Source organism: Pontibacter oryzae (assembly GCF_003576375.1).
GTDB classification, from domain to species: Bacteria; Bacteroidota; Bacteroidia; order Cytophagales; family Hymenobacteraceae; genus Pontibacter; species Pontibacter oryzae.
In genome coordinates, this window is record NZ_QWGE01000006.1 from 229,114 (window position 1) to 249,925 (window position 20,812).

General features: G+C 46.3%; 14 protein-coding genes. 2 read left to right on the forward strand and 12 right to left on the reverse strand.

What is annotated here, in order from left to right:
- Nucleotides 1-65: 65 nt before the first annotated feature.
- Nucleotides 66-2,045: a biosynthetic peptidoglycan transglycosylase gene (locus D1627_RS17330; RefSeq protein WP_233555688.1), complete on the reverse strand. Its 1,980-nt coding sequence runs from the start codon at nucleotides 2,043-2,045 to the stop codon at nucleotides 66-68.
- 367 nt (nucleotides 2,046-2,412) lie between these two features.
- Between D1627_RS17330 and purB the strand changes: the two genes are divergently transcribed.
- Nucleotides 2,413-3,765, forward strand: coding sequence for an adenylosuccinate lyase (purB, locus tag D1627_RS17335; protein WP_119433530.1), 1,353 nt, complete (start codon nucleotides 2,413-2,415; stop codon nucleotides 3,763-3,765).
- A gap of 259 nt (nucleotides 3,766-4,024) precedes the next feature.
- Nucleotides 4,025-5,221 carry a sensor histidine kinase gene (locus D1627_RS17340; RefSeq protein WP_119433531.1) on the forward strand — a complete coding sequence of 399 codons (1,197 nt, stop codon included), beginning with the start codon at nucleotides 4,025-4,027 and terminating at the stop codon, nucleotides 5,219-5,221.
- A gap of 125 nt (nucleotides 5,222-5,346) precedes the next feature.
- Here D1627_RS17340 and D1627_RS17345 read toward each other — a convergent pair whose 3' ends face one another.
- The 11 genes from D1627_RS17345 to D1627_RS17395 form a co-directional block, all read right to left on the reverse strand.
- A complete protein-coding gene (locus tag D1627_RS17345; protein WP_119433532.1) occupies nucleotides 5,347-5,880 on the reverse strand; it encodes a YceI family protein in 534 nt (177 codons plus the stop codon).
- Nucleotides 5,881-6,228: 348 nt separating this feature from the next.
- Nucleotides 6,229-8,712 carry an MG2 domain-containing protein gene (locus tag D1627_RS17350; RefSeq protein ID WP_119433533.1) on the reverse strand — a complete coding sequence of 828 codons (2,484 nt, stop codon included), beginning with the start codon at nucleotides 8,710-8,712 and terminating at the stop codon, nucleotides 6,229-6,231.
- Nucleotides 8,713-9,855: a DUF4249 domain-containing protein gene (locus D1627_RS17355; protein WP_158607215.1), complete on the reverse strand. Its 1,143-nt coding sequence runs from the start codon at nucleotides 9,853-9,855 to the stop codon at nucleotides 8,713-8,715.
- A gap of 4 nt (nucleotides 9,856-9,859) precedes the next feature.
- Complete coding sequence (locus tag D1627_RS17360; protein WP_233555689.1) at nucleotides 9,860-12,586, reverse strand: TonB-dependent receptor; 2,727 nt, start codon at nucleotides 12,584-12,586, stop codon at nucleotides 9,860-9,862.
- Nucleotides 12,587-12,701: 115 nt separating this feature from the next.
- On the reverse strand, nucleotides 12,702-13,445 hold the full coding sequence (locus tag D1627_RS17365; RefSeq protein ID WP_119433536.1) for a hypothetical protein: 744 nt from the start codon (nucleotides 13,443-13,445) through the stop codon (nucleotides 12,702-12,704).
- Between the two features lie 99 nt (nucleotides 13,446-13,544).
- A complete protein-coding gene (locus D1627_RS17370) occupies nucleotides 13,545-14,690 on the reverse strand; it encodes a glycosyltransferase (protein WP_119433537.1) in 1,146 nt (381 codons plus the stop codon).
- Nucleotides 14,690-15,664 (reverse strand): glycosyltransferase family 2 protein, encoded by a 975-nt coding sequence (locus D1627_RS17375; RefSeq protein ID WP_119433538.1) that lies wholly within the window; start codon nucleotides 15,662-15,664, stop codon nucleotides 14,690-14,692. Before D1627_RS17375 ends, D1627_RS17370 begins: the two co-directional genes overlap by 1 nt.
- 3 nt (nucleotides 15,665-15,667) lie before the next feature.
- Nucleotides 15,668-16,207: a DUF4199 domain-containing protein gene (locus D1627_RS17380; protein ID WP_119433539.1), complete on the reverse strand. Its 540-nt coding sequence runs from the start codon at nucleotides 16,205-16,207 to the stop codon at nucleotides 15,668-15,670.
- 30 nt (nucleotides 16,208-16,237) lie between these two features.
- Complete coding sequence (locus D1627_RS17385; RefSeq protein ID WP_119433540.1) at nucleotides 16,238-16,747, reverse strand: DUF4199 domain-containing protein; 510 nt, start codon at nucleotides 16,745-16,747, stop codon at nucleotides 16,238-16,240.
- Nucleotides 16,748-16,807: 60 nt separating this feature from the next.
- Nucleotides 16,808-18,073, reverse strand: a complete 1,266-nt coding sequence (locus tag D1627_RS17390; RefSeq protein ID WP_119433541.1) for a dihydroorotase — start codon at nucleotides 18,071-18,073, stop codon at nucleotides 16,808-16,810.
- 1 nt (nucleotide 18,074) lies between these two features.
- Nucleotides 18,075-20,084 carry a BatA domain-containing protein gene (locus D1627_RS17395; RefSeq protein WP_233555690.1) on the reverse strand — a complete coding sequence of 670 codons (2,010 nt, stop codon included), beginning with the start codon at nucleotides 20,082-20,084 and terminating at the stop codon, nucleotides 18,075-18,077.
- Nucleotides 20,085-20,812: the final 728 nt, after the last annotated feature.

Sequence of the window (20,812 nt, forward strand, 5' to 3'; positions counted from 1 at the left end):
GTTTTAACGCTAAAAAGCCCGCTGTAAGCTTTACTTACAGCGGGCTTCTTTATACGTGTACTGTCTTAGAAATCCAGCAGGTCTATGGTTTCCAGTTCAAACTGCGTGGTATCTTCTTCAACCACCGAACTATCACGGGCCGTTACGATCAGGTCGCGGGCACGTCCGTAGAGGCGCACGTTCGGCGAAAGGGCTTCATACTCTTCCTGGCTGATCTTGCCACGGCGGCGCATAATGCCACCAATCAGACGGTAATACCCGGATTTGTAACTGCGCAGGTTTCCGTAACTGTCAAAGGACGAGCGGTAGCGTTTTGGGCTTGGGATAATACTGGTGAGGAAGATAGCCTCAGCCAGGTTAAGTTCCGAAGGCTGCTTTCCGAAGTAAAAGCGCGAGGCATCTTTGGCTCCATACACGTTTGGCCCCCACTCTATAATGTTGAGGTATACTTCGAACATGCGGTTTTTCGATACCAGGTCAAGGTTCTCAATCAGCCATACTATAATGGCTTCCTCTACTTTTCGAGCCACGGTTTTCTTACGGGTCAGGAACACGTTTTTAACCAACTGCATCGAGATGGTACTGCCGCCACGGGCGAACTCACCCTCTTTCAGGTTCTTGATGATAGCCTGCCTGAAAGCCTCCTCATGGAAACCATTGTGGCTGTAAAAACCAGCATCCTCGGCAGTAAGTATGGCATTGCGCAAGTATGGCGAAATCTCATGAATCGGGCTGTAGAACGCGTTGGATGGGCCTACCGTAAAAGTACGCACGGGCTTGCCATACTCATACACCGTGTGCGAGAACGACCCATTTATCTTCTGCAGGTTGGTGTTGCCCCACTTCACGATCTTGAAATCATCGGAGGCATCCAGGTCAGAGTTAAACACCACCTGCTCCAGGCTATCCATATCCACATGGAAGTTTAGGTTGTACTTTAGCCAACCCTGAGCCTGTATGCCTTCCAGGTTCTCGAACAAGCCAGCGGGCAAGGAGTTAAAGAAATCGTTGGCAGGCACCTCCTCAGTTTTAACCTTCAGGTCTATAATCTTCGAGGTTTTGTTTTGATAGGAGGCATATACATTGGCACGAGCGCTATTTACGCGCACTTCCGTCAGGCTATCAACTACGTAAAGGTTTGGACCCAGCGTGAGGACATAATCCACGGCGCTTTCATCTACATGTATGTCTTCATCAGCCAGTTTAGGATGGTTAAGCACCAGGTTATCTACCATGGCCCGGCCACTGATTGTCAGGTTCTCCTTACGGAAACGCTTACTATCTAAACTCAGGTGCAGGGTATCGAAAGCTACTTGCGCATCTAGTTTCTGCTGCACGTACGGCAAACGGATGCCATTGGTATCGGCAGCGTAGAAGCTTGTGGAGATGCGATAATCGCCGGGGTCTATGGTGCCGCGCATGCGCAGGTTGTTCACTAAAGAATCGGTGCGTATGTATACGTCAGACTCCACATGGCCATCATCAATCACCAGGAACGGCATTTTCACATCAATAGTGCGGCTCGTGGAAGCATAGGACGCGTTCAGGTTTTTGAAGTCCACCTGGTCGGGCACGTTATCGAATGCCGTCTCGATCAGCAGGTTTAGCAGGCGACCATAGTTGCGGCCGGCAGTGGTATCCACCGGCTCGTCGGGTGCCTCATCCTTCTTAAACAGGAAGTCGAAATTGGTTTGGTCGCCTTTTTTAACCGCAGTCAGGTAGCCATCGGTCACCACGAGGCGCTTAAACACGATGCGGCCCTTAAAAACGGAGCGGAAACTGACGGTGGCATATACGCTATCGGTGGTGAAGAGCGTATCCAGCTTATCGGGCACGAAGGAAATACCGGTAAGCACCACAGAGTTCCAGTCCACAAACTCAGCTGAACCGATGTTCATGTCGGCGGGGTATTTGTTTTCTACCTTAGTGATAATGCGATCAATGGTATAGCTCAAGACTTTGCTTCTGAAAGCGAACAGAAGTACGAAAGCTAGTACAAAGAAGGCCAGCACACCGCCAGCCCAAGCGAGAATTCTTCTTTTCAAACGATGGTCCAAAATATAATCCGGTGCGAATTAAGTAATAAGATTTGTATCTAAAAAAGCAGATCGCGTTTAAATAGCTATTCCGCTATATAATCATCTGCTATAGCATACCTTAGCCAGTATATATACCCCACCTAATACGGGTACAAGCTTGATAGGATATGCCTGCAAGGCCAAACTTAGCAACCTTAGTGCCAATTAGCCTTTGCACCTAAAACCTAAACAGCTAAAGGACAAAAACTTACACCACAAGTATTATGTACGTATTGCCACGCCATTAAGTATAAAGTATAACTGTAGGGCTCCTTTTTTGGCTTCCTTTCGCAAACCTGTGTATCTTTGAACAGGAGAACCACACCCCCACACCATGAACTTAACAACACTCACTGCTATTTCGCCGGTGGATGGCCGTTACCGCCGCCACACCAGCGACCTTGCCCCCTATTTTTCAGAGTTTGGCCTGATCCGCTACCGCGTGCTGGTAGAAGTGGAGTATTTTATTGCGCTTTGTGAGCTTCCGTTGCCACAGTTGCAGCAGGTAAACGCCAGTCAGTTTACGCAGCTGCGCGCCGTCTATGAAAACTTTACCGAGCAAGACGCCCTCACCATTAAGGAGACCGAGAAAACCACCAACCACGATGTGAAGGCTGTGGAGTATTTCCTAAAAGATAAGTTTGACGCTTTGGGGCTTGCCGCTTATAAGGAGTTTATACATTTTGGGCTTACCTCGCAGGATGTAAACAACACGGCTATACCGCTTTCGCTGCGCGAAGCCAATGAGCGCGTGCTGCAGCCTGCTTACCAAAATATACACCAAACCCTGGACGAGCTGGCAACGCAATGGAAAGACATCCCAATGCTGGCGCACACACATGGGCAACCGGCCTCACCAACACGTTTGGGCAAGGAGATAAAAGTGTTTGCTGAGCGTTTGCAACAGCAGCTTTTCCTGCTGCAGCAGGTTCCGTTCTCGGCTAAGTTTGGGGGTGCAACCGGTAACTTTAACGCGCACCATGTAGCCTACCCAAGTATAGATTGGCCAGCCTTTGGTAACCGTTTTGTGCAGCAGGGCCTCGGCCTGCACCGTAGCCAGTATACCACTCAAATTGAGCCCTACGATAACCTGGCTGCATACTTCGATGGCCTGAAGCGCCTGAACACCATCCTGCTTGATTTCTCTAAGGATGTATGGCAGTACGTGTCTATGGGTTATTTTAAGCAGAAGATAAAGGCCGGTGAGGTAGGCTCTTCGGCGATGCCACACAAGGTAAACCCGATCGATTTTGAGAACGCCGAAGGAAACTTGGGTATTGCCAACGCCGTGCTGGAGCACTTGGCCGCTAAACTGCCAATCTCCCGCCTGCAACGCGACCTAACCGACTCTACCGTGCTGCGCAATATTGGCGTGCCGCTAGCGCACATACTTATTGCCCTGAAGTCTCTGGAAAAAGGGATAGGCAAGCTGGAGCTGAACGAGGCTGCCTTGCACGCACATCTGGAAGACAACTGGGCTGTGGTAGCAGAAGGCATCCAAACCATACTTCGCCGCGAAGGTTATCCGCAACCCTATGAGGCCTTAAAGGAGCTGACGCGCAAGAACGAGAAGATGACAGAAACCCGCATCCACGATTTTATCGATACGCTTCAGGTGAATGACGCGATAAAGGCTGAGCTGAAAAAAATCTCGCCATTTAACTACACCGGAGTTGAACTGATATAAGTATAAATACTCAGTAAGCCACTTAACTAAACCCCAGAATTTAAGTATTCTGGGGTTTTCTTTTGGATTTTACATACGTATTTCCATCGATTTCGTAAATTAGTATTATAACAATTATAATTAGTCTTAAACCACTTAATTGCAATTCATTTGATTACACACCTACACAATCAATTTGATTAGCTAAAGATGAGCTCCTAACCCGCATCAGCTGGTCTTTCAAGCTATTTCATGCATACATGAAACCAGCAGGCATACTATGGTGACCGAAGGAAAAGATACTCAAACAGAGCAAAAAAGGCTAGTAGCGTTGAAAGACTATAAAGTTTTAGATACGCCTGCAGAACAGGAGTTTGACGAACTCACGCAGCTGGCCTCACAGATTTGTGGCACCCCCATCTCGCTGATTACGCTAATTGATGAACACAGGCAATGGTTTAAGTCAAAGCTTGGTATAAGCCTTCCTGAAACGCCGCGGTCTGTATCGTTTTGTGAGTATGCCATCAAAGAAAATGAGATATTTGAGATTACGGATGCCACCAAGGATGAGCGCTTTAAGCATAACCCGCTTGTTACCAACTCCCCTAAGATAAGGTTTTACGCTGGCTCACAACTGGTTACGGCTAACGGCCACAACTTAGGCACCCTCTGCGTAATCGATACCATCCCGAGGCGGCTTACCATGGAGCAAAAGTATGCACTGAAGGTACTGGCGAAACAGGTTATTACAAACTTCGAGCTACGCCAAAAGCAGAAGCAGCTGGAGCTTGAGAAAAAGCAACTCCAAAAGGCAAACGAAAAGCTGGACCAGTTTGTACACATGGTATCCCATGACCTGAAGGAACCGATTATGAACATGCAAGCTGTGTCGGAATGGATTCTAGAAGACCTGAACGAAAGGGACTACGCTAACCTGGGTAGCAACCTCAGCCTAATGCAAGAGCGCATTTCGGCCATGGGGAAAATCGTGAACGGCCTGCTGGAGTACTCCATGACAAACGTGAAGGACTTGCCAAAACAAGAAACAGATATTGGCCAGCTTGTTCAGCAAATTCTGAAAGAACAGGAGAAGGCCAAAGACTTCACGGTATCGATAACAGATGCCATGCCTACTCTTTTCACCGAAAAGATTCTGATACAACAAGTACTTACCAACCTCATATCCAACGCCATAAAATACCACGACACTGGCCACGGGAATTTAAGTATAGGCTTCGAGCAGGCCGATCACATGTATGCTTTTTATGTGCAGGATGATGGTCCGGGCATTGCACCGGAGCATCATCAGAGGATATTTGGCCTGTACGAGCGCCTGCTCCGCGACACAAGCCGCAGCAAAGGCACCGGCATTGGGCTGGCAACCGTAAAGAAAATTGTGGAAGAGAAAGGTGGCAAGGTATGGGTAAACTCTGAACTCGGCCAAGGTGCCCGCTTTTCTTTTACCTGGCCTAAGTAAAACAGTCATTTTGGAATAGTGCATTGCCCTAAAGGTGCGCTGCTGCCAACCATACATAATCGGTGCTTTTGGTAGCCAAATGAGCTCGTTCGCCATTCATAAAGTATAATAATCTCGCGCATGGCTTACTTCATGACATAGCACTTTATATATATTTTCACTTTTTCGCCTACAATCAGGCTGCTCATGCCTGTGCCAAGGTCAAAATCGCGCCGGTTCACTATCAGGTTTCCTTCAAGCAGCTGCTCTTCGCTATGGTTTAGTAAGGTAAAAGGGATCTGAACAGCCTGGCTCCTGCCTTTAATTTCTAATACTCCCATTGCCATGTACCCGATTTCATTTTGGGTGATATGTTCCGAGAAGAAAGTAGCCACCGGATGCATTTCGGTATCAAAAAAGTCTTCCTGTTGCAAATGCCTGTCGCGCATATCAATACCTGTCACTAACGAAGAAATATCAATTACAGCCTCTATCTGCGCTTCCTGCAAGTGCCCGGGATCCAGAATAACACGACCATAGATGCTGTGAAATGTACCCTCAACCCTGTTAAGGCCCATGTTCTTGATGGAAAATGTTATTTCGGACCGGTTGCTATCAATATTTTGGGCACAAATAGTAAAGCAAGAGAGGAGTTGCAGGAGCAATAAAACAGTTTTCATGGTAATTGGGCGCAATGGTACACAATAACCACCTGTAGTATTACAACAAGGTCAAAGCAAAAAGGATTACGTTAAAGTATACTTTGCGGGTGAGCGGCCTTTATTTCTTAGCCTTTAGCTCATGTGCCAGCTCGCGCATCGCCTTCATAGAGCGGCTCCAGCCTAACTCACAAATTAGCGGCTACTAATTACTGTATTGATATGTTAACTAAGTAACTAAGTATTCAGTATTTTTGCCAAGTGTATTCAAGAGAAATAATGATACCTATTACCTGATTAGTAAGCGTGTGAATAATATCTCTGCTTTTAATGCAAACAGGCAATCGGCCAATTAGAAAGAACAAATCATTACTGCCCTATATTTGCAGCTACTGGTGCCTCCACTTTAAATGTGGATACATTACTCCCGGCCAGACCAGTGCTTGTTATTCCCTGAACTACAGCAATGTAAGTTCCAACCTGGTCTGAAGTATAAAAGCTTAGATTGCCATCTTCGTTTACTTTTAACTTAGGCGCCCAGTACATCAAGTTCCTAAAATCTGCCAAGCGGCTCCGCTTCAGATCCTGAGTATCATAAGTTGGCGCGTAAAATTCTCTTTCAAGTTGTAAACCTTCGTACGCTTGCAGCAAACTATGAGTGTCTAATTCTATGTTAGCCATATCACCGGTATATGAAGTGTAGCTTACTATACCCTCATACACTAAAGGCCCATGAAAGAAACTGTTGGTAATAACCTCTAAATTTCTAATTTTTAGAGGATCCAAGGCCATTATTTTGTTCGTATCAAAAACAGGGACGCCATCTAGCAGCACCATGGGGCTTCCTTGAAATATTGTTCCGTAGGGCCTGTTAGTTAGTCTAAACCGGAAATCGTTTTTATGTTTACGCACGTGAACGCCTGCAACGTATTCACGCATTACCTCTTCCATCACCTTAAAGCGCTTGTAGTCATAGAGCAGATATTGTTCGGCTGGCTTTCCAAAAAAGGCAATACTGTCTATTCCGGGTGTTTTAAGTCTGTTAAGATGCTGATTAAAGTAGGCATATTGGGTTTGTGTTTGGATATGGCGGCGTGTAAGGTCTTCGGCTGCTTTCTCCGTCAGCCCAAAACTCAGCAGTCTCCTGGTCGAGTACTCATTGGCAAACGGACTATAAACCTCAAAGGCGTAAGTACTATCCTTTGTTACATCACTTTGCACCACAATATCTTTTTGCCCGAAGAAGTCTTTCACCTCAAACCATATATTACCTTTTGCATCACTATTGGAATTATATAGCCGGATAAGTTTACCCGGTGAGCCTAGGTAAGCAGTAACTCCAGGAGCTGGTGCACCCGAGGAGACCTGAGTAATCTTACCTCTTATAAAATGACCGTTATACTCAGGTGTATATTGGTAGGTAGCTACATCGTTCTCTAAGATATCCTTCCATCGAAAACGGCTCCACCCATGCGTAAGCATCAAGTTATCAACAGCTATGGCATCATTTTTTCCTGCATCCGAAAAGTAGTATGCTGGGTTTTCGATATCTCCTTTCAAGTCGGACGATAGCCACAGATAATTCTCAATGGTTTGGTCTGGGAATTGTTGTAGAGAATCCAGACGGTACACGGCTAAGGATAAATCTGCAGGAACTCTCTCTCCGCTTGCTTCCCTGGCTTTTATATTCAGCGTAACTTTTGAACGCGTGCTATACTGAGCATTATCTGGCATAGTGCTGAGTTGCAATATCCCGGACGGCTGTTTGAAGTATAACCGCTCACATACAGGTTGCTTGTTGCCATTGAAAACCGTGAAATGAGAAATTCCATCAGGCAGTGATTCCTTGTCGATTTGGAATGCGGCTTTACCGTTCTCAATTGTCGCCGCCTCGGCTACAGCTACTATTTGCCTGCTATGCGCAAGCAGGTAAACCTGCGATGCGTGCACCCCAATCTGGCTAACAGTTATCTTCAAACGATTATTATCTGCTTCTTCCAGCTGTAAGCTATATCCATGATTAAGCACAGAAGGCAACGTTTCGGTGGTGCTTTCTGCCTTGTATAGTTTAATCTTGGCTGTATACTTGTGCCCTTCCAAGGGGATAAACGTAAAGTGCCCTATGCCAAATTTATGTGGCGCAAACGCTGTTATTTTGTCTCCGTTTTGGTTAAAAAGCTCCCCTGTAAAATCAACACCCTTTCCGGTGCTGTTTAACACCGCCTTAAATGCAACTTTGTTAGGCACACCTGCTAATAAATTGCCCCCTTCCGGAAAAAACTGGACAGTTATCACTTGTTCTTCAGCCGATTGTGCTACAGAAGGCTGCTGAAAAGTATTAACAATTGTTATGGGCTGCTCAAAAAAGAAATCCGGGCTAAAGTTTTTCATCCAGTTCGTATAGGCCCGCAGTCGGTAGCTCCCGGAAGATAATTCGGCTGGTAAAACGAAAGATCCATTGCCTATGCCTTCCTTCATCGCGATTTTGCCTTGAAGTACTGGCTTTTGCTCAGTATCCAATATTTCAACGTAAGTAATTTTACTTATGCCCAATGGCTTATGCAGCGTGCCATCCACAGCATAGACCTTAAACCACATAGTTTCGCCACTTACATACATTGGCCTATCAACGTGAAGGAAAAGCTTCTCCTGCAGCGAACTTCTCCGGTGTTGGTTAAATGCCTCTGGAATACTTTGGAAGGAGTTGCCTTGAGCCGCTACTTTAACGGTGCCAGTAATAAAAAGAATCCAGTAAAGAAACACTATTAGGCGCAGCTTTGGCGCGTTACCACCAGAAAGCTGGAGCATGTATTCGCTACCCAACACTTTTAACACTTGTTTGAGGTTTTGCATCTATTCCCAAAAATCCGGTTTAACATTTGTGCCCCTAACCCTACAATCCACACAGCTCTCGGATGCATAAAGATAGCCGATAGGGTCCGGTGAACTGTCAGTGTAAATACCATTAACAGGCATTATATAGCCGCCTTCAAAAATATCCACACTTTCATCCGCTAACAGCAAGGTGTCTGAGTAGCAGGTTGGGAAAAAGGTTTTCCACTCTTTTGGCAACTCATTGCTATCGATAAATAATCTTTTCTCCTGCATGGAGGTTGCTGTCATATACCCAATCACCAGTTCTTGAGGGTTAGTAATGCACCGTATGTTGCCTGCCAGTTGCGAAGGAAGCGGGTCGAACAGAGTGCCGATTCCCTCAGTGTTCTTCTTTAGCGTTTCCCAGTACTTGTAAGACTCCGCAGTAAGAGCATACTGCTTCACCAGTATACTATACTTTACCCCTAGTTTCTCTGAATTATAAGGTATTGCTAGAAGCTTATGGTTACTGATAACGTCCTGGCTCAGCTTTAGAGAGTTGCCTATCTCTATGCTCGTCGAGTTTTCAGACCTCCAACAGTCATAAATATTTTCATCATTATTGTCTCGAAAGAGTACTTCGCCGCTTTCATACTTTAAATCCGTGAAAAAAGCTGACCGGTAATGCCAAGTACTTATGTATTCCCATCGATAATATTTGGTGTTGTTATCAGGGTCATGGGTGTTAACGTATATCTCCACGTTATCTTCCGTTGGCTTCCAGCTAACTTTATCGATAGCAGGAGAAATTTTAACTGCTACATAGTCTGAGATATACTCATTACCGTTGGTTGTTTTAATGTACAACCGATATTTACCAGCTGTGGCCAGGTTTAAGCTAGTGTTTGTGTACTTTCCCTCCTGGCCTTCGGTCAGTTTAAACTTCTCACCGCTCTCTGCCTCAATTAGAACTGTAGCCCCAGTTTCGACTGGAGAGGGTATCTCGGCCATTAAGTTTTGCGTTCGGAGTAACTGAATAGTTGTAGGCCCGTTGGCATTTATAAACCCATTAACAACTAGATAGCTGTTGGGCGCTTCCAAGACCTCAGGAGCATAAGGCTCAATACACCCCACCGTTAGCACTAGCAGCAAAAAGCCTAATGTTCTATTCCAGAATTTCATGATCTTAAAACTTGAAGTTATAGGTAATAGTAGGTATGGGCTGTCCAAAAATCGACATTTTATACCCTCGTATATTACCATTCTGAGATTTAAAGTAGATGGAGTAAGGGTTTTTACGGCCAGTCAGGTTATACACAGCTATTGTCCAAGAACTGTGAGCCAGCTTCCTAATTTTATGATTACCCTCAATATTCATGGCAAAGTCTACTCTATAATAGTCCGGTACGCGATACTCATTTCTGTCTGAGTATACAATGCGTTGCGATCCGCCATCATAGTACTTGGCAAGTGGGAGCGTGATGGGCCGGCCTGTGCTATAGGTAAAGTTTAATGAGGTGCTGAACCGCTGGCTGAAACGATAATTGCTGATCAAGGTGAAGTCATGCGGCTTATCGGAATTACTCGGGTAGTACGCTCCGTTATTTATAAGCTCGGCTACAGTTGGGTCATTCACGCGGGCAAAGGTGCGGGAGTACGTATAACTTACCCATCCGTTCAACTTTCCGGTTGCCTTTTTCAGCATCAGCTCCACCCCATAGGCTTTGCCTTCGGCGTTTGCCACGTCTGTTTCTATATGCTGGTTCATCACAATAACTGCCCCGCTTCTGTAATCCAGGAAATCCCGCATCCACTTATAATAAGCCTCTGCCGAAAACTCAATGGTGTTGGCCCTAAAGTTACGGTAGTACCCGAGCACTACCTGATCTCCTACCTGCGGTTTGATGTTGCTGTCGCTTAACTTCCAAATATCTGTCGGCGACATAGCAGTTGTATTGGAGAGCATATGCACATATTGTCGGAGCCTGTTGTAGCTCACCTTAACAGAAGAATTATCAGTTAAGCCATACCGTGCAGAGAACCTGAATGCCGGCCCATGGTAGGTCGCTATGGTTTCACCGGAGCTATAAGATAGCGTATCTACAATAGTGTTCTCGGACCTTGGGCTGCCTGGGGCATACATCAACACATCTCTTTCTCCTAGCGCTTTAAAAACTGAGTAACGCAATCCAAAAGAGAGGGAGAGCTTTTGAGTTATATCATAGCGGTCCGAGATGTAAACAGCACTTTCGAGGCCTCTTTCTCTTTGGACCTTTTCAGGCAAAATGAGCGATTCGCTGCTGTTTGGCTCTATACTACCCGGAAGCACATTGTAAAAAATCGTGCTCGCCCCGAAGTCAACGGTATGCTTCGAGTTGGGAAAGTAGTTGAAATCCGCCTGTAACCCAGCTTGGCTGATGCCAAACGTAAGCGTTGCAGCATTTACAGCATTCTCTTCATTAGAGATATCATAGTTATAGTTACTATAAGTGCCGGTTAACACGCTGTAGAGCTGGTTATGGAAATTGTGCTTCCACTTTACGCTTGCAATTTGGTTGTTATACTTGTATAGGGTGTCGGCTGCCAGCTTAAACCGGTCCTTGCTGAAGTAGCCTGTAAAGTACACGTTATTCTTGCTATTAATCTCATGGCTAACCTGCGCGTTCAGGTCATAAAACGATGCCTCGCTATTGCTGAAAGACTTGTTTGGCAACTTTTTAAGCAACCAGTCTGAGTATGTCGTGCGGCCACCTAGCAGGAAAGAGGTTTTGTCTTTTATAAGCGGGCCCTCCAGCGTAAGTCTGCTCGTGAGTAAACCAATGCCGCCCGAACCGGTGAACTGCTTCTTGTTTCCCTCCCTTGGGGTAATTTCCAGCACGGATGATAAACGCCCGCCATACTTGGCAGGCACTGCGCTCTTGTAAAGCTCCACCGACTTGAGCACATCCGGGTTAAAGGCCGAGAAGAAGCCAAACAGGTGCGATGGGTTATAAACCGTCGCATCGTTCAGCAGGATCAGGTTTTGATCGGTAGAGCCGCCCCTCACGTTCATGCCGGTGCTGCCCTCTCCCACAGATTTCACCCCTGGCAACGTCAGCACCACCCGCAAAATATCGGTTTCGCCAAAAGCCGTAGGCACCTGCTTAATAGTCCTGATATCAAGGCGCTCCATACCCATCTGCAATCCGGATACATTCCTATCTTTCTCCGCCTCTACCAATACTTCCTTCAACGACCTTATATCTTCTTCCATCTCAATATCAAGCTTACCGTCGCCGTTCAGAATGATTTGCCGCCTCGTGTTTTTCAGGCCAATGGCACGCACCTTTAGTTCGTGGCGGCCAACCGGCAGGGTAATGGAAAAGTAGCCGTACTGGTCTGATGCCGTGCCTATCACCGGCGACTCAATGTATACATAGGCCCCTATAATTGGCTCACCGGACTGCGCATCGCGCAACGTGCCCGCTAAGTTTGCTTGAGTAGCTTTGCTATTTATTGACTGCCCTATCTCATAGAGCTTCACCTCCGAGGTGGTTGTTTTGCGGTTTTCCTGTTTGGGCACGTACGTTTCATCGGCAAATTGAGGCTGTTTGCCAGATGGAGCTTCCTGATTGTTATCAAAATAACCTTCCGGGAGAGTTGTAACGATAGACTTGCCTCTGGTAATAAATACCTGCTGTTTACTGATAGCAAAACGTAACTCAGTGCCTCGCAATGCCTCTGCAAGCACCTGAGGTAGCGTTTTAGAGTTCGCCTTTATCGTGACCCTTACACTATCAACATCCTCTACCCTATAAAAAAATGTGTATCCGCCTTTTTCTTCTAGCTTTTGGATAAACACCTCAAAGGAAACATCCTTGAAGCTTTCTGTTATAAGTACCTCCTTTGTTTGCTGTGCGATACAGGGAAGCATAGCCACAGAAAAAAACAGAAGAAACAAGACTAGGCGTTGGTACAGATGCGGCATATTTTTTCCTGAGAGGCTATACTGTTGCAGTGAGGTATGATACAGAATTTTCGAGAAGATATCAGTTTTTGAGAGTCTCGTAATGTTGCGCTAAAGAGAGTATTGCATATTCGCGTTGCCTCTTAAATTTTAGCTTATTAACTCTGGCAAACTTCTTCAAGCGCTTTTTTTCATCCTCAAGTACATTTAGGATTGACCTTTTAGTTTTGACTTGATAATAGGCACCATCCTTTCGCAGGTAGAATTTATCAATAATATTATAGTTACCCTCCATCCCATGTATTGACGTTCGCACCTGTACATCCTTCTGCCTTCTTGACAGCACCTTCACCTGCCCACTATAAAGCACATCATAAAAGCCGGGCCGCATGGAAGAGCCCGACGTACTATCAAATTCTAGGTTCAAAAAACTATGATTTCCAAGCACAAAGCTGCTCACTTTTTGTTTCACTAATTTTTGAAGCATGCCATTCATTTGATGGAATATTACTACCTCATCAAGCACAACATCATACAGCATGGGAACATCATGAAACCAAGCTCCATCATAGAGTATTGAACCATTCTCCACCGATTCTGCCTCAAAATAACGGTGCCCTTCCATGTAGGGCTTTGCCACATTATAATATTCAGAGCCAGTATGCAAATGAATCTGGGCTCCTACTATATTTTTGTATACTCCTAACGCATTCTCTACAGAGCCTCTAACAAAGGATGTATCTATCGGAACACCCTGGCATAAAGCACTAGCTGCAGAAAAAAGGGAAATATATAAAAGAAGAAAAACGTGTAGGGATCTACTCATACATTAAATAAACTTTAATCTCTAAATATATGACTTATTTAATGTAATAACAATGATCGAAAGGGTGTGCTAAGTAAATGATTTTTAGGCTGTAAGTGGTTACACTAATCGTTCCTCAAGAACACGCAAGGACTCTACAAATCGGCTCCAACTGAAGCGCAGTTTATACTTGCTGATATTATAGGAGAACTGACCAGCCTGATTAGAAGTATAAAACTGCAGTATCGCCCCGGCAATAGCCTCCGGTTGCGGCGCTACAACATAACCAACCTCCCCATGCGGCACCAGCTCCGAAAGGCCGCCAACATTCGTTACTATCATCGGCTTGTCGAAATGGTAAGCAACCTGTGTTACACCGCTTTGCGTGGCATGTTTATAAGGCTGCACCACTAAATCAGCAGCGCAGAAATAATGGCGAACCTCCGCGTTAGGTATAAAATCAGTACGAAGTATGAGTTTATCTTCTAGCTTCAGCTGCTTTATTTGCTCTAGGTACGGGGATGCGTCTTCGTAAAATTCACCAGCAATAATAAGCTTGAGATTTGGAAGAGCTTGTAGCTGAGGATCGGCCATAGCTTGCAACAGCAGGTCCAGCCCTTTATATGCCCTGATAAAGCCGAAAAACAGCAGGTAGTTATATGTTGGGTCCAGGTTCAGCGTAGTACAGGCTACCTTTTTTGACTCGGCGGCGCCAAAGTTATCGTAGAGCGGGTGCGGCAAGTATGCGCTTGGCTTAAGGGGCTCAAACTTCTTTAAATCCTCCTGCACTGCGCGCGACATGGTTACAAAGCCATCACAGGCACCCAGGAAATATTTTGTGAATGGCACATCGCCGGGGCGCTTCTCGTGCGGCACCACGTTATCGGTGATGGCGATGATGCGGCTATACTTGTTTTTCCGAATCAATCGGGCAATGGTTCCCAGCGCTGGCCCCATAAACGGCAACCAATACCGAAAGATTACGATCTCGGGCTTTTGCCGGGCAATGTAACGCCCCGTGCGCCACCAACTCAGCGGGTTCACCGAGTTGATCATCACTTTAATGCGAAGCCCTGCCGGCGCTGGCTCCGAAGTGTACTGGCTTTTGCCCGGGAAAAGAAAGGATGGGTACTGCAGGCTGAATGTAACGATCTCGACCTCATCGCCGGCCTCCTGGAAAGCGTAAGCCAGCCGCTCGTTAAAGGTAGCCATGCCTCCGCCCCGCAACGGATGCGCCGGGCCAACAATCGTTACGCGCCGTGCCATTATTTCTTAAGGGCTCCTACTTTATCCCGGATCAGGTATTCGTTGCGTTTGCTGGCGGCCATAGAGATCATCTCGGCCAGAAAACCGGCCAAAAACAACTGCACACCAAGTACGACGGCAACCAAGGCCAGGAAAAACAGCGGTTGATCCACAATGTCGCGCACGCGGCCATTGGAGTACAGGCCGAAAAGCTTCTGCACGATCAGCCATAAAGTTATACCCAAACCAACCACAAACATCAGTGTGCCAAGCGTGCCAAAAAAGTGCATCGGGCGCTTTTTAAACCGGCTCACAAAGGTTATCGAAAGCAGGTCCAGGAAGCCGTATACGAAACGCTCCAGGCCAAACTTAGTAGTACCATACTTGCGCTCCTGGTGCTGCACCACTTTTTCGCCGATCTTGGTAAAGCCGTTCCATTTGGCAATAACTGGTATGTAGCGGTGCATCTCGCCGTGCACTTCTATACTTTTTACCACCAGTTGGCGATAAGCCTTCAGGCCACAGTTAAAGTCGTGGAGGTGGATGCCCGAAAGCTTGCGTGTGGCTGCATTAAAGAGCTTGGTTGGTATGGTTTTGCTGAGCGGGTCGAAGCGTTTCTTCTTCCAGCCGCTGATCAGATCATACTTTTGGTGCTTGATGAGGTCGTATAAGCCCGGGATCTCCTCAGGACTGTCCTGTAGGTCGGCATCCATGGTGATTACCACTTCACCCTGGCAACGCCGAAACCCTTCGTTCAGGGCAGCAGATTTGCCATAGTTGCGGTTAAAGCTTATGCCCTTTACGGCCTTATCCTCTTCGCCTAAGGCCTGCACAACTTCCCAGGAACGGTCGGTGCTGCCGTCGTCCACTAAAAGCACTTCATAAGAAAACTCGTGCGCGTGCATCACTCTCCTGATCCAGCGCACGAGTTCAGGCAGCGACTCCTCCTCGTTAAAAAGCGGAACTACTACCGAAATATCGTAAGCGTATTGCATATTCTACTCAAACTCCGGTCGCGCGTTTTTCATCACCGCAGAGATGATAAGCGACAGGATAAACCCAACTATAAGTGTAATAACTGTAGCGCCAAGGATCATGGCAACCGGACCCTGGAAATTTTCAGCCATGGCCATACCTGCATCAATTTGCTCATCGGATAAACCCTTGCGGATCATCTCTTCGCGCTGTTTCTCAAATATGCGCGTCATGTATGATGGGTCTACAAACTCAATGTATAACCACGAGAATGTGCCGGACAGAAAGCCGAATATGGCAGAAATGATAGAACCTAAGCCCAAACCTTGCCCATAAGACATATAGCCATGGTTTTGCTCCTTAAAGTTCTTCATCCCGATAACGATACCGGCAATAAGGATTAGGTATGCCAGGCTTGAAATCCAGCGGTTTTCGGCAAGGCCGGATACCATCAGTATAAGGCTAAAGATAACGCCGATAAGCGCAAAGATAAATCCCCATTTTAAGGCTACAGACCCTACAGAAGGGCCTCTTTCAGTTACAAAAGATTGATTTTCAGTCATAGTGGTTAGTGTTTATAAGGTTAGACGTTACTATTTCCGGAAAAATACGGCCGCCACTAATGAAAAAATCCCCCCTGCAAAAATCCTCCGCACAAAATCATCGGCGGCCAGCATACTTGGCGTTATCGAGTCAAGGGCTTTAAAGCCTTCGTCGTACATTTTCTGGCCAAGCAGCTTTATCTGTTCTTCTCTGGTTTCTTCGAGCAGTGCTTTCATCTCGGCTACGTGTTGCTGCAAAATCTCGGGCCCCACCAAGTAGATAAGCACAAAGATCAGCATACCTGTGCACAAGGCCGTGTAAAACGAAACCGCTAAGCCTAGCCTAAGCCCCTTCCCAAAGCTTAACTGGCCCTGGTTATACTTCTTGAAATTCCGTATACCCAGAAAAATAAACAGAGGGATAGGCAGGTATGTAAATCTGCCCCACTCGCCAAACGGGTTATAGCCTGTAAAGTATAGCAATGCCACCAAGGCAAAGCAGGCAATACCGCACAGTACGCCGTAGCGTACGCCCTCCCGCACAATTGTCTGATTAAACATAGTTTCTCTGTGAGTTCAACTTTTTAAGGTCAACTCCAACTCAATATAGGTATAAATATATTAAAAAGAATCGTTGAGCACTAATTGCCCCTTATGAATCGTGCCGACTACTTTGCCCTTTAAGGGTTTTCCAAAGAATGGGCTATTATATGATTTGGACTTGGACTTGTTAATAGTCGGCTCCCATATTACATCTGGCTGAAACAGTGTTAGGTTGGCTGGTTCTCCAACAGCTATACTTACTTCCTCTCGGCCCAGAATCTTGCGCGGATTAACGGCAAGCTTCTCTACCAACGTCTCAACGGGCAGGCCCATTGTTGTATTTGCAACAGCAAAGGCGGTTTCCAGATTCGTGATGCCAAACTCTGCCAGGTCGAACTCTAGTTTCTTACTCTCAACATCCTGGGGCGTGTGTGCTGATACCACTGCATCGATGGTTCCATCAGCCAGGCCTTCTTTTATGGCTACTGCATCTGCCTCGGCGCGAAAAGGTGGTTTTACTTTATAATTCGTATCGAAGGGCTCTATACTTTCATCGGTAAATGCAGTTTGGTAGCTGGCTACATCACAGGTAACCTGCAAGCCATCTGCCTTAGCCTTGCGAATAGCCTCAATAGCAGCCGCCGTAGATACTAACGAGAAATGGAGTTTTCCTCCTGCATAGCCTAGCAGTTGCAGGTCGCGGGTAACTATCATTTCTTCGGCAAGCGCCGGAATGCCTTTCATGCCTAAACGTGTACTTGCTTCGCCTTCGTGCATTTGTCCATTCTCGGTCAAACGTGTGTGCTCAGCTCGGTTCATCAACAGGCCATTAAACGTCTGCAAGTACTGTAAAGCTTTCAACATTACGTCAGCGCCTTGTAAGGGATGGCTTCCATCAGAGAAAGCCACCGCCCCTGCCTGGTAGAGATCAATCATCTCTGTCAGGTCCTTGCCGGCAGCCTCTACTGTTATTGCTGCGGCTGGCAGCAAGGTTACGGGCAAGGAGTGGCCTTTCGTTTTGATGAAGTTAATGGCACTTTTAGTCTGGATGACAGGCTCGGTGTTCGGGAGTACCACAACTTCGGTAAACCCTCCTGCCGCCGCAGCAGCAGCCATACTTTCTAGGTCCTCCTTGTACTCCAGCCCTGGTTCGCCGGTGTATGCGTGCATATCCAGCCATCCCGCCGATACGCATAAGCCATCCGTGGCTATTACGGTATCGGCCTCTTTCGCATCCGGGCCGATATAGGCAATGTTGCCATTCTCTACCAGGATATTTTGCTGCTGCAAATGTAACTCAGACTGTGGATTGTAAATAGTTGCTGCTTGGAGAAGTACTTTCATGTTAGAGGAATCTAATAAGTGCTATTTCGGCCATCAGGAAAAACAGACACAATATTAGGCAATATTTCCAAAGCTTGACGCCAAAATATCGTTTTTCAAACTCACCTTTTACTGAAAAGGCATCGCCATAATCGTAAACGTGCACATTGGGGCGGTTCTCGCCGACCAAAGCCCTTAACTCATCGGGCGTGTACTGTTCCAAGTCCGATTCCTCTTTGCTATAGTTGAAAGCAAGCGTTGTGAGAACTGAATCCTGAAGCTGTAAGGTATAAAATCCTGCAACATCCATAGCTGGAGGCACATTAAAGTATAACTTGCCACCCCGCACCTGCTGCTCAGGAATAAAAGCCATTGTGTCTTGCTTAAGCTCGTAAACTCCCTCTTTAGAGCGCGTGCTCGCTACGGGTAGCTGAACAGTGCCGGAAGTTAAACTATAAGCCAGCTGCTGCTCCTGCTTGTAGCTACTTATTGCCAACCGGTACATTATAGGCACAAACAGCGCATGGTTTGGCAAAGAAGTATAAGCCTCGTCTAATGGTGCGGCCATCAAAAATACAGAACCGCTTCCTCTGCTAAACCGCGACATAAACGGTGCTCCGCCTCTATACTTCAAAATATCCTCCGATGCCCGCGACCAAACCATACTTCTGCTGGCCTGCGGCATTTCAAGTTTAGGATCGAAATCAGAGAATATACTTTTAAAGAACGGGTTGTTAGGGTCTGGCGCAGCCAAAGATGTTTTTGCGCTAGTGGCGCTTACCGGATTGATGGTGGCTGGCAGATTCAGGCTCTGAAACAGCGCTGTATAGCCTGCAAGCTGCGTGGCAGATGCTGGCGGAAACACAACTACGGTTCCACCTGCTTTCACATAATTGGCTACAGAAGCCGCAAGCGCCGAAGAAAGGGAGTTCACACCGTTCAGGATCACAATGTTTGCTGCGGATAAAGTAGCATAATTTACATTGCCTTCGGTAAAGAAAGTATGCCTGAAAAACGGTTCATTGCCGTACAGCCGCTGAAGTGAGTTTTCCGCCGCCTCGCCAATTTCCGCGATGGTGATTGTTCCGGATGGTTTAAGGATAAAGTAGTAGGTGTTGTCGAATTCAACGGGATAATCCTCCACCTGCACATAAGCTTGCTGCAACGCGTCATCACCAGATCTGAACGTCATGACGGCTTCAGTGGACTGTTTTGCTGGCAAGTCTATACTTAGGGCCGCCAACTGCTGATTATTGATGTAAAGCTTTACAGGCACATCAGATAAAGCCTCACTCCCAGTATTCGATAATACCACATGCAGGATATTCTCAGCTCCCCCACGCAAAAACTCATCCTCGAGGTAAACTGAGTCTATCGTGATGTTTGCTGTATTGGCAGCAGCCAAAGGTATCAGGTGCACTTGCATCGTGGAATCAAGTGCATTAAAGTATGACGGTGAAAACGTGTTCTTTTGAAAATCGGAAAGTATAAATGCATGTGCCGGCTTATTATTAAGCGCTATCTCAGCGTTAAACGGCTTTGATGAAAAATCAATATTCTCCACGAATCCAGACACCTGACTAGCCTGAACAACGGCTCCATGGTTAATTTTATCCGTTGAAAACAGTTTAAACGCTGTGGTCCCCGGAAATAAATCGGCAATCACTTTAGCCTGATCTGCAGCGACACTCATTAATGGTAAGTCAGCATCCTGCGACTGGTTAGCCATACTATAAGAGTTATCCAGAGCTAAAGCCACTGAATCGTTCGCAGCTGCTACACGCACATCCGAAGCTGCAAAGTATGGCTGGGCAAAGGCAAGTACAAGAAAGGTTATAGCCAGGATGCGGGAAAGCAGAATAAGAAGCTCTTTCAGCGTTCTTTGGCTAGCTGTAAGGTCTTTAGAAACCTGAATAAACTTAACATTGCTGAAGACTACCCGCTTGGCACGTCGAAGCTGTACCAGGTGAAGTATGATAGGAACTGCAATTGCAGCCAGTGCAAACAAAAACGACGGGTACAGAAATGCCATAGCTCAAGTTAAACCGCAGGAAACGAAAAAGCAACCAATTCAAGCGCTATACTACTATTAGCCTTAAGATGTTGATAATTAGGCACCGCAAAAGTGATAGCAAGTGTGAGAAAGACTGAAATAATGCTTGCATGGATATGTTGAGCTTTACCAATCATCCTTATCCAATGCAAATTCGCAAGAATAATTATACCTATCCTTTTACGAGTGTGCCCTAAAACATAAGTTATGATAGCATCCCCTCGAATTTATGTCCAAAAGCTGGCAAAAATGGGAATGAAATCTATATATGCGAAATAAGAGAATGCTTTGCAATAAGGTAATAGCGTAAAGCTTAATTTGGTGTTTACCGATCCAAGTTTTAGCGGGATAAAGATGGGAATGAAGCGAATTGATTTTTGCTTCAACGAGCAGCTTAAAGAGGTGTTGAAATCCCTGAAGTAGTATAACTTAAAAAAGCCTTTAAAGAAAAAGCTAAAATTCTGGCAAGCCATTGGCGCACCCTTTCGTCACATGGCAAGCTATGGTGCTAAGGATGCTCAAGACCAGTTTCTCTAGCTCTAGGGCAGGAACATACTTTGCCGCCGGTTTAAGTGCCTAGCCATCGTCAGCATTCCTCAGATTTGAAGCCTGTCCCGTGTGGTGTGTTGCTATAACGCAAGAAGGCCCCGCTCTCATTACTGAGAGGGGGGCCTCTTTTGTTGGGGTTGGCGGCCACCTACTCTCCC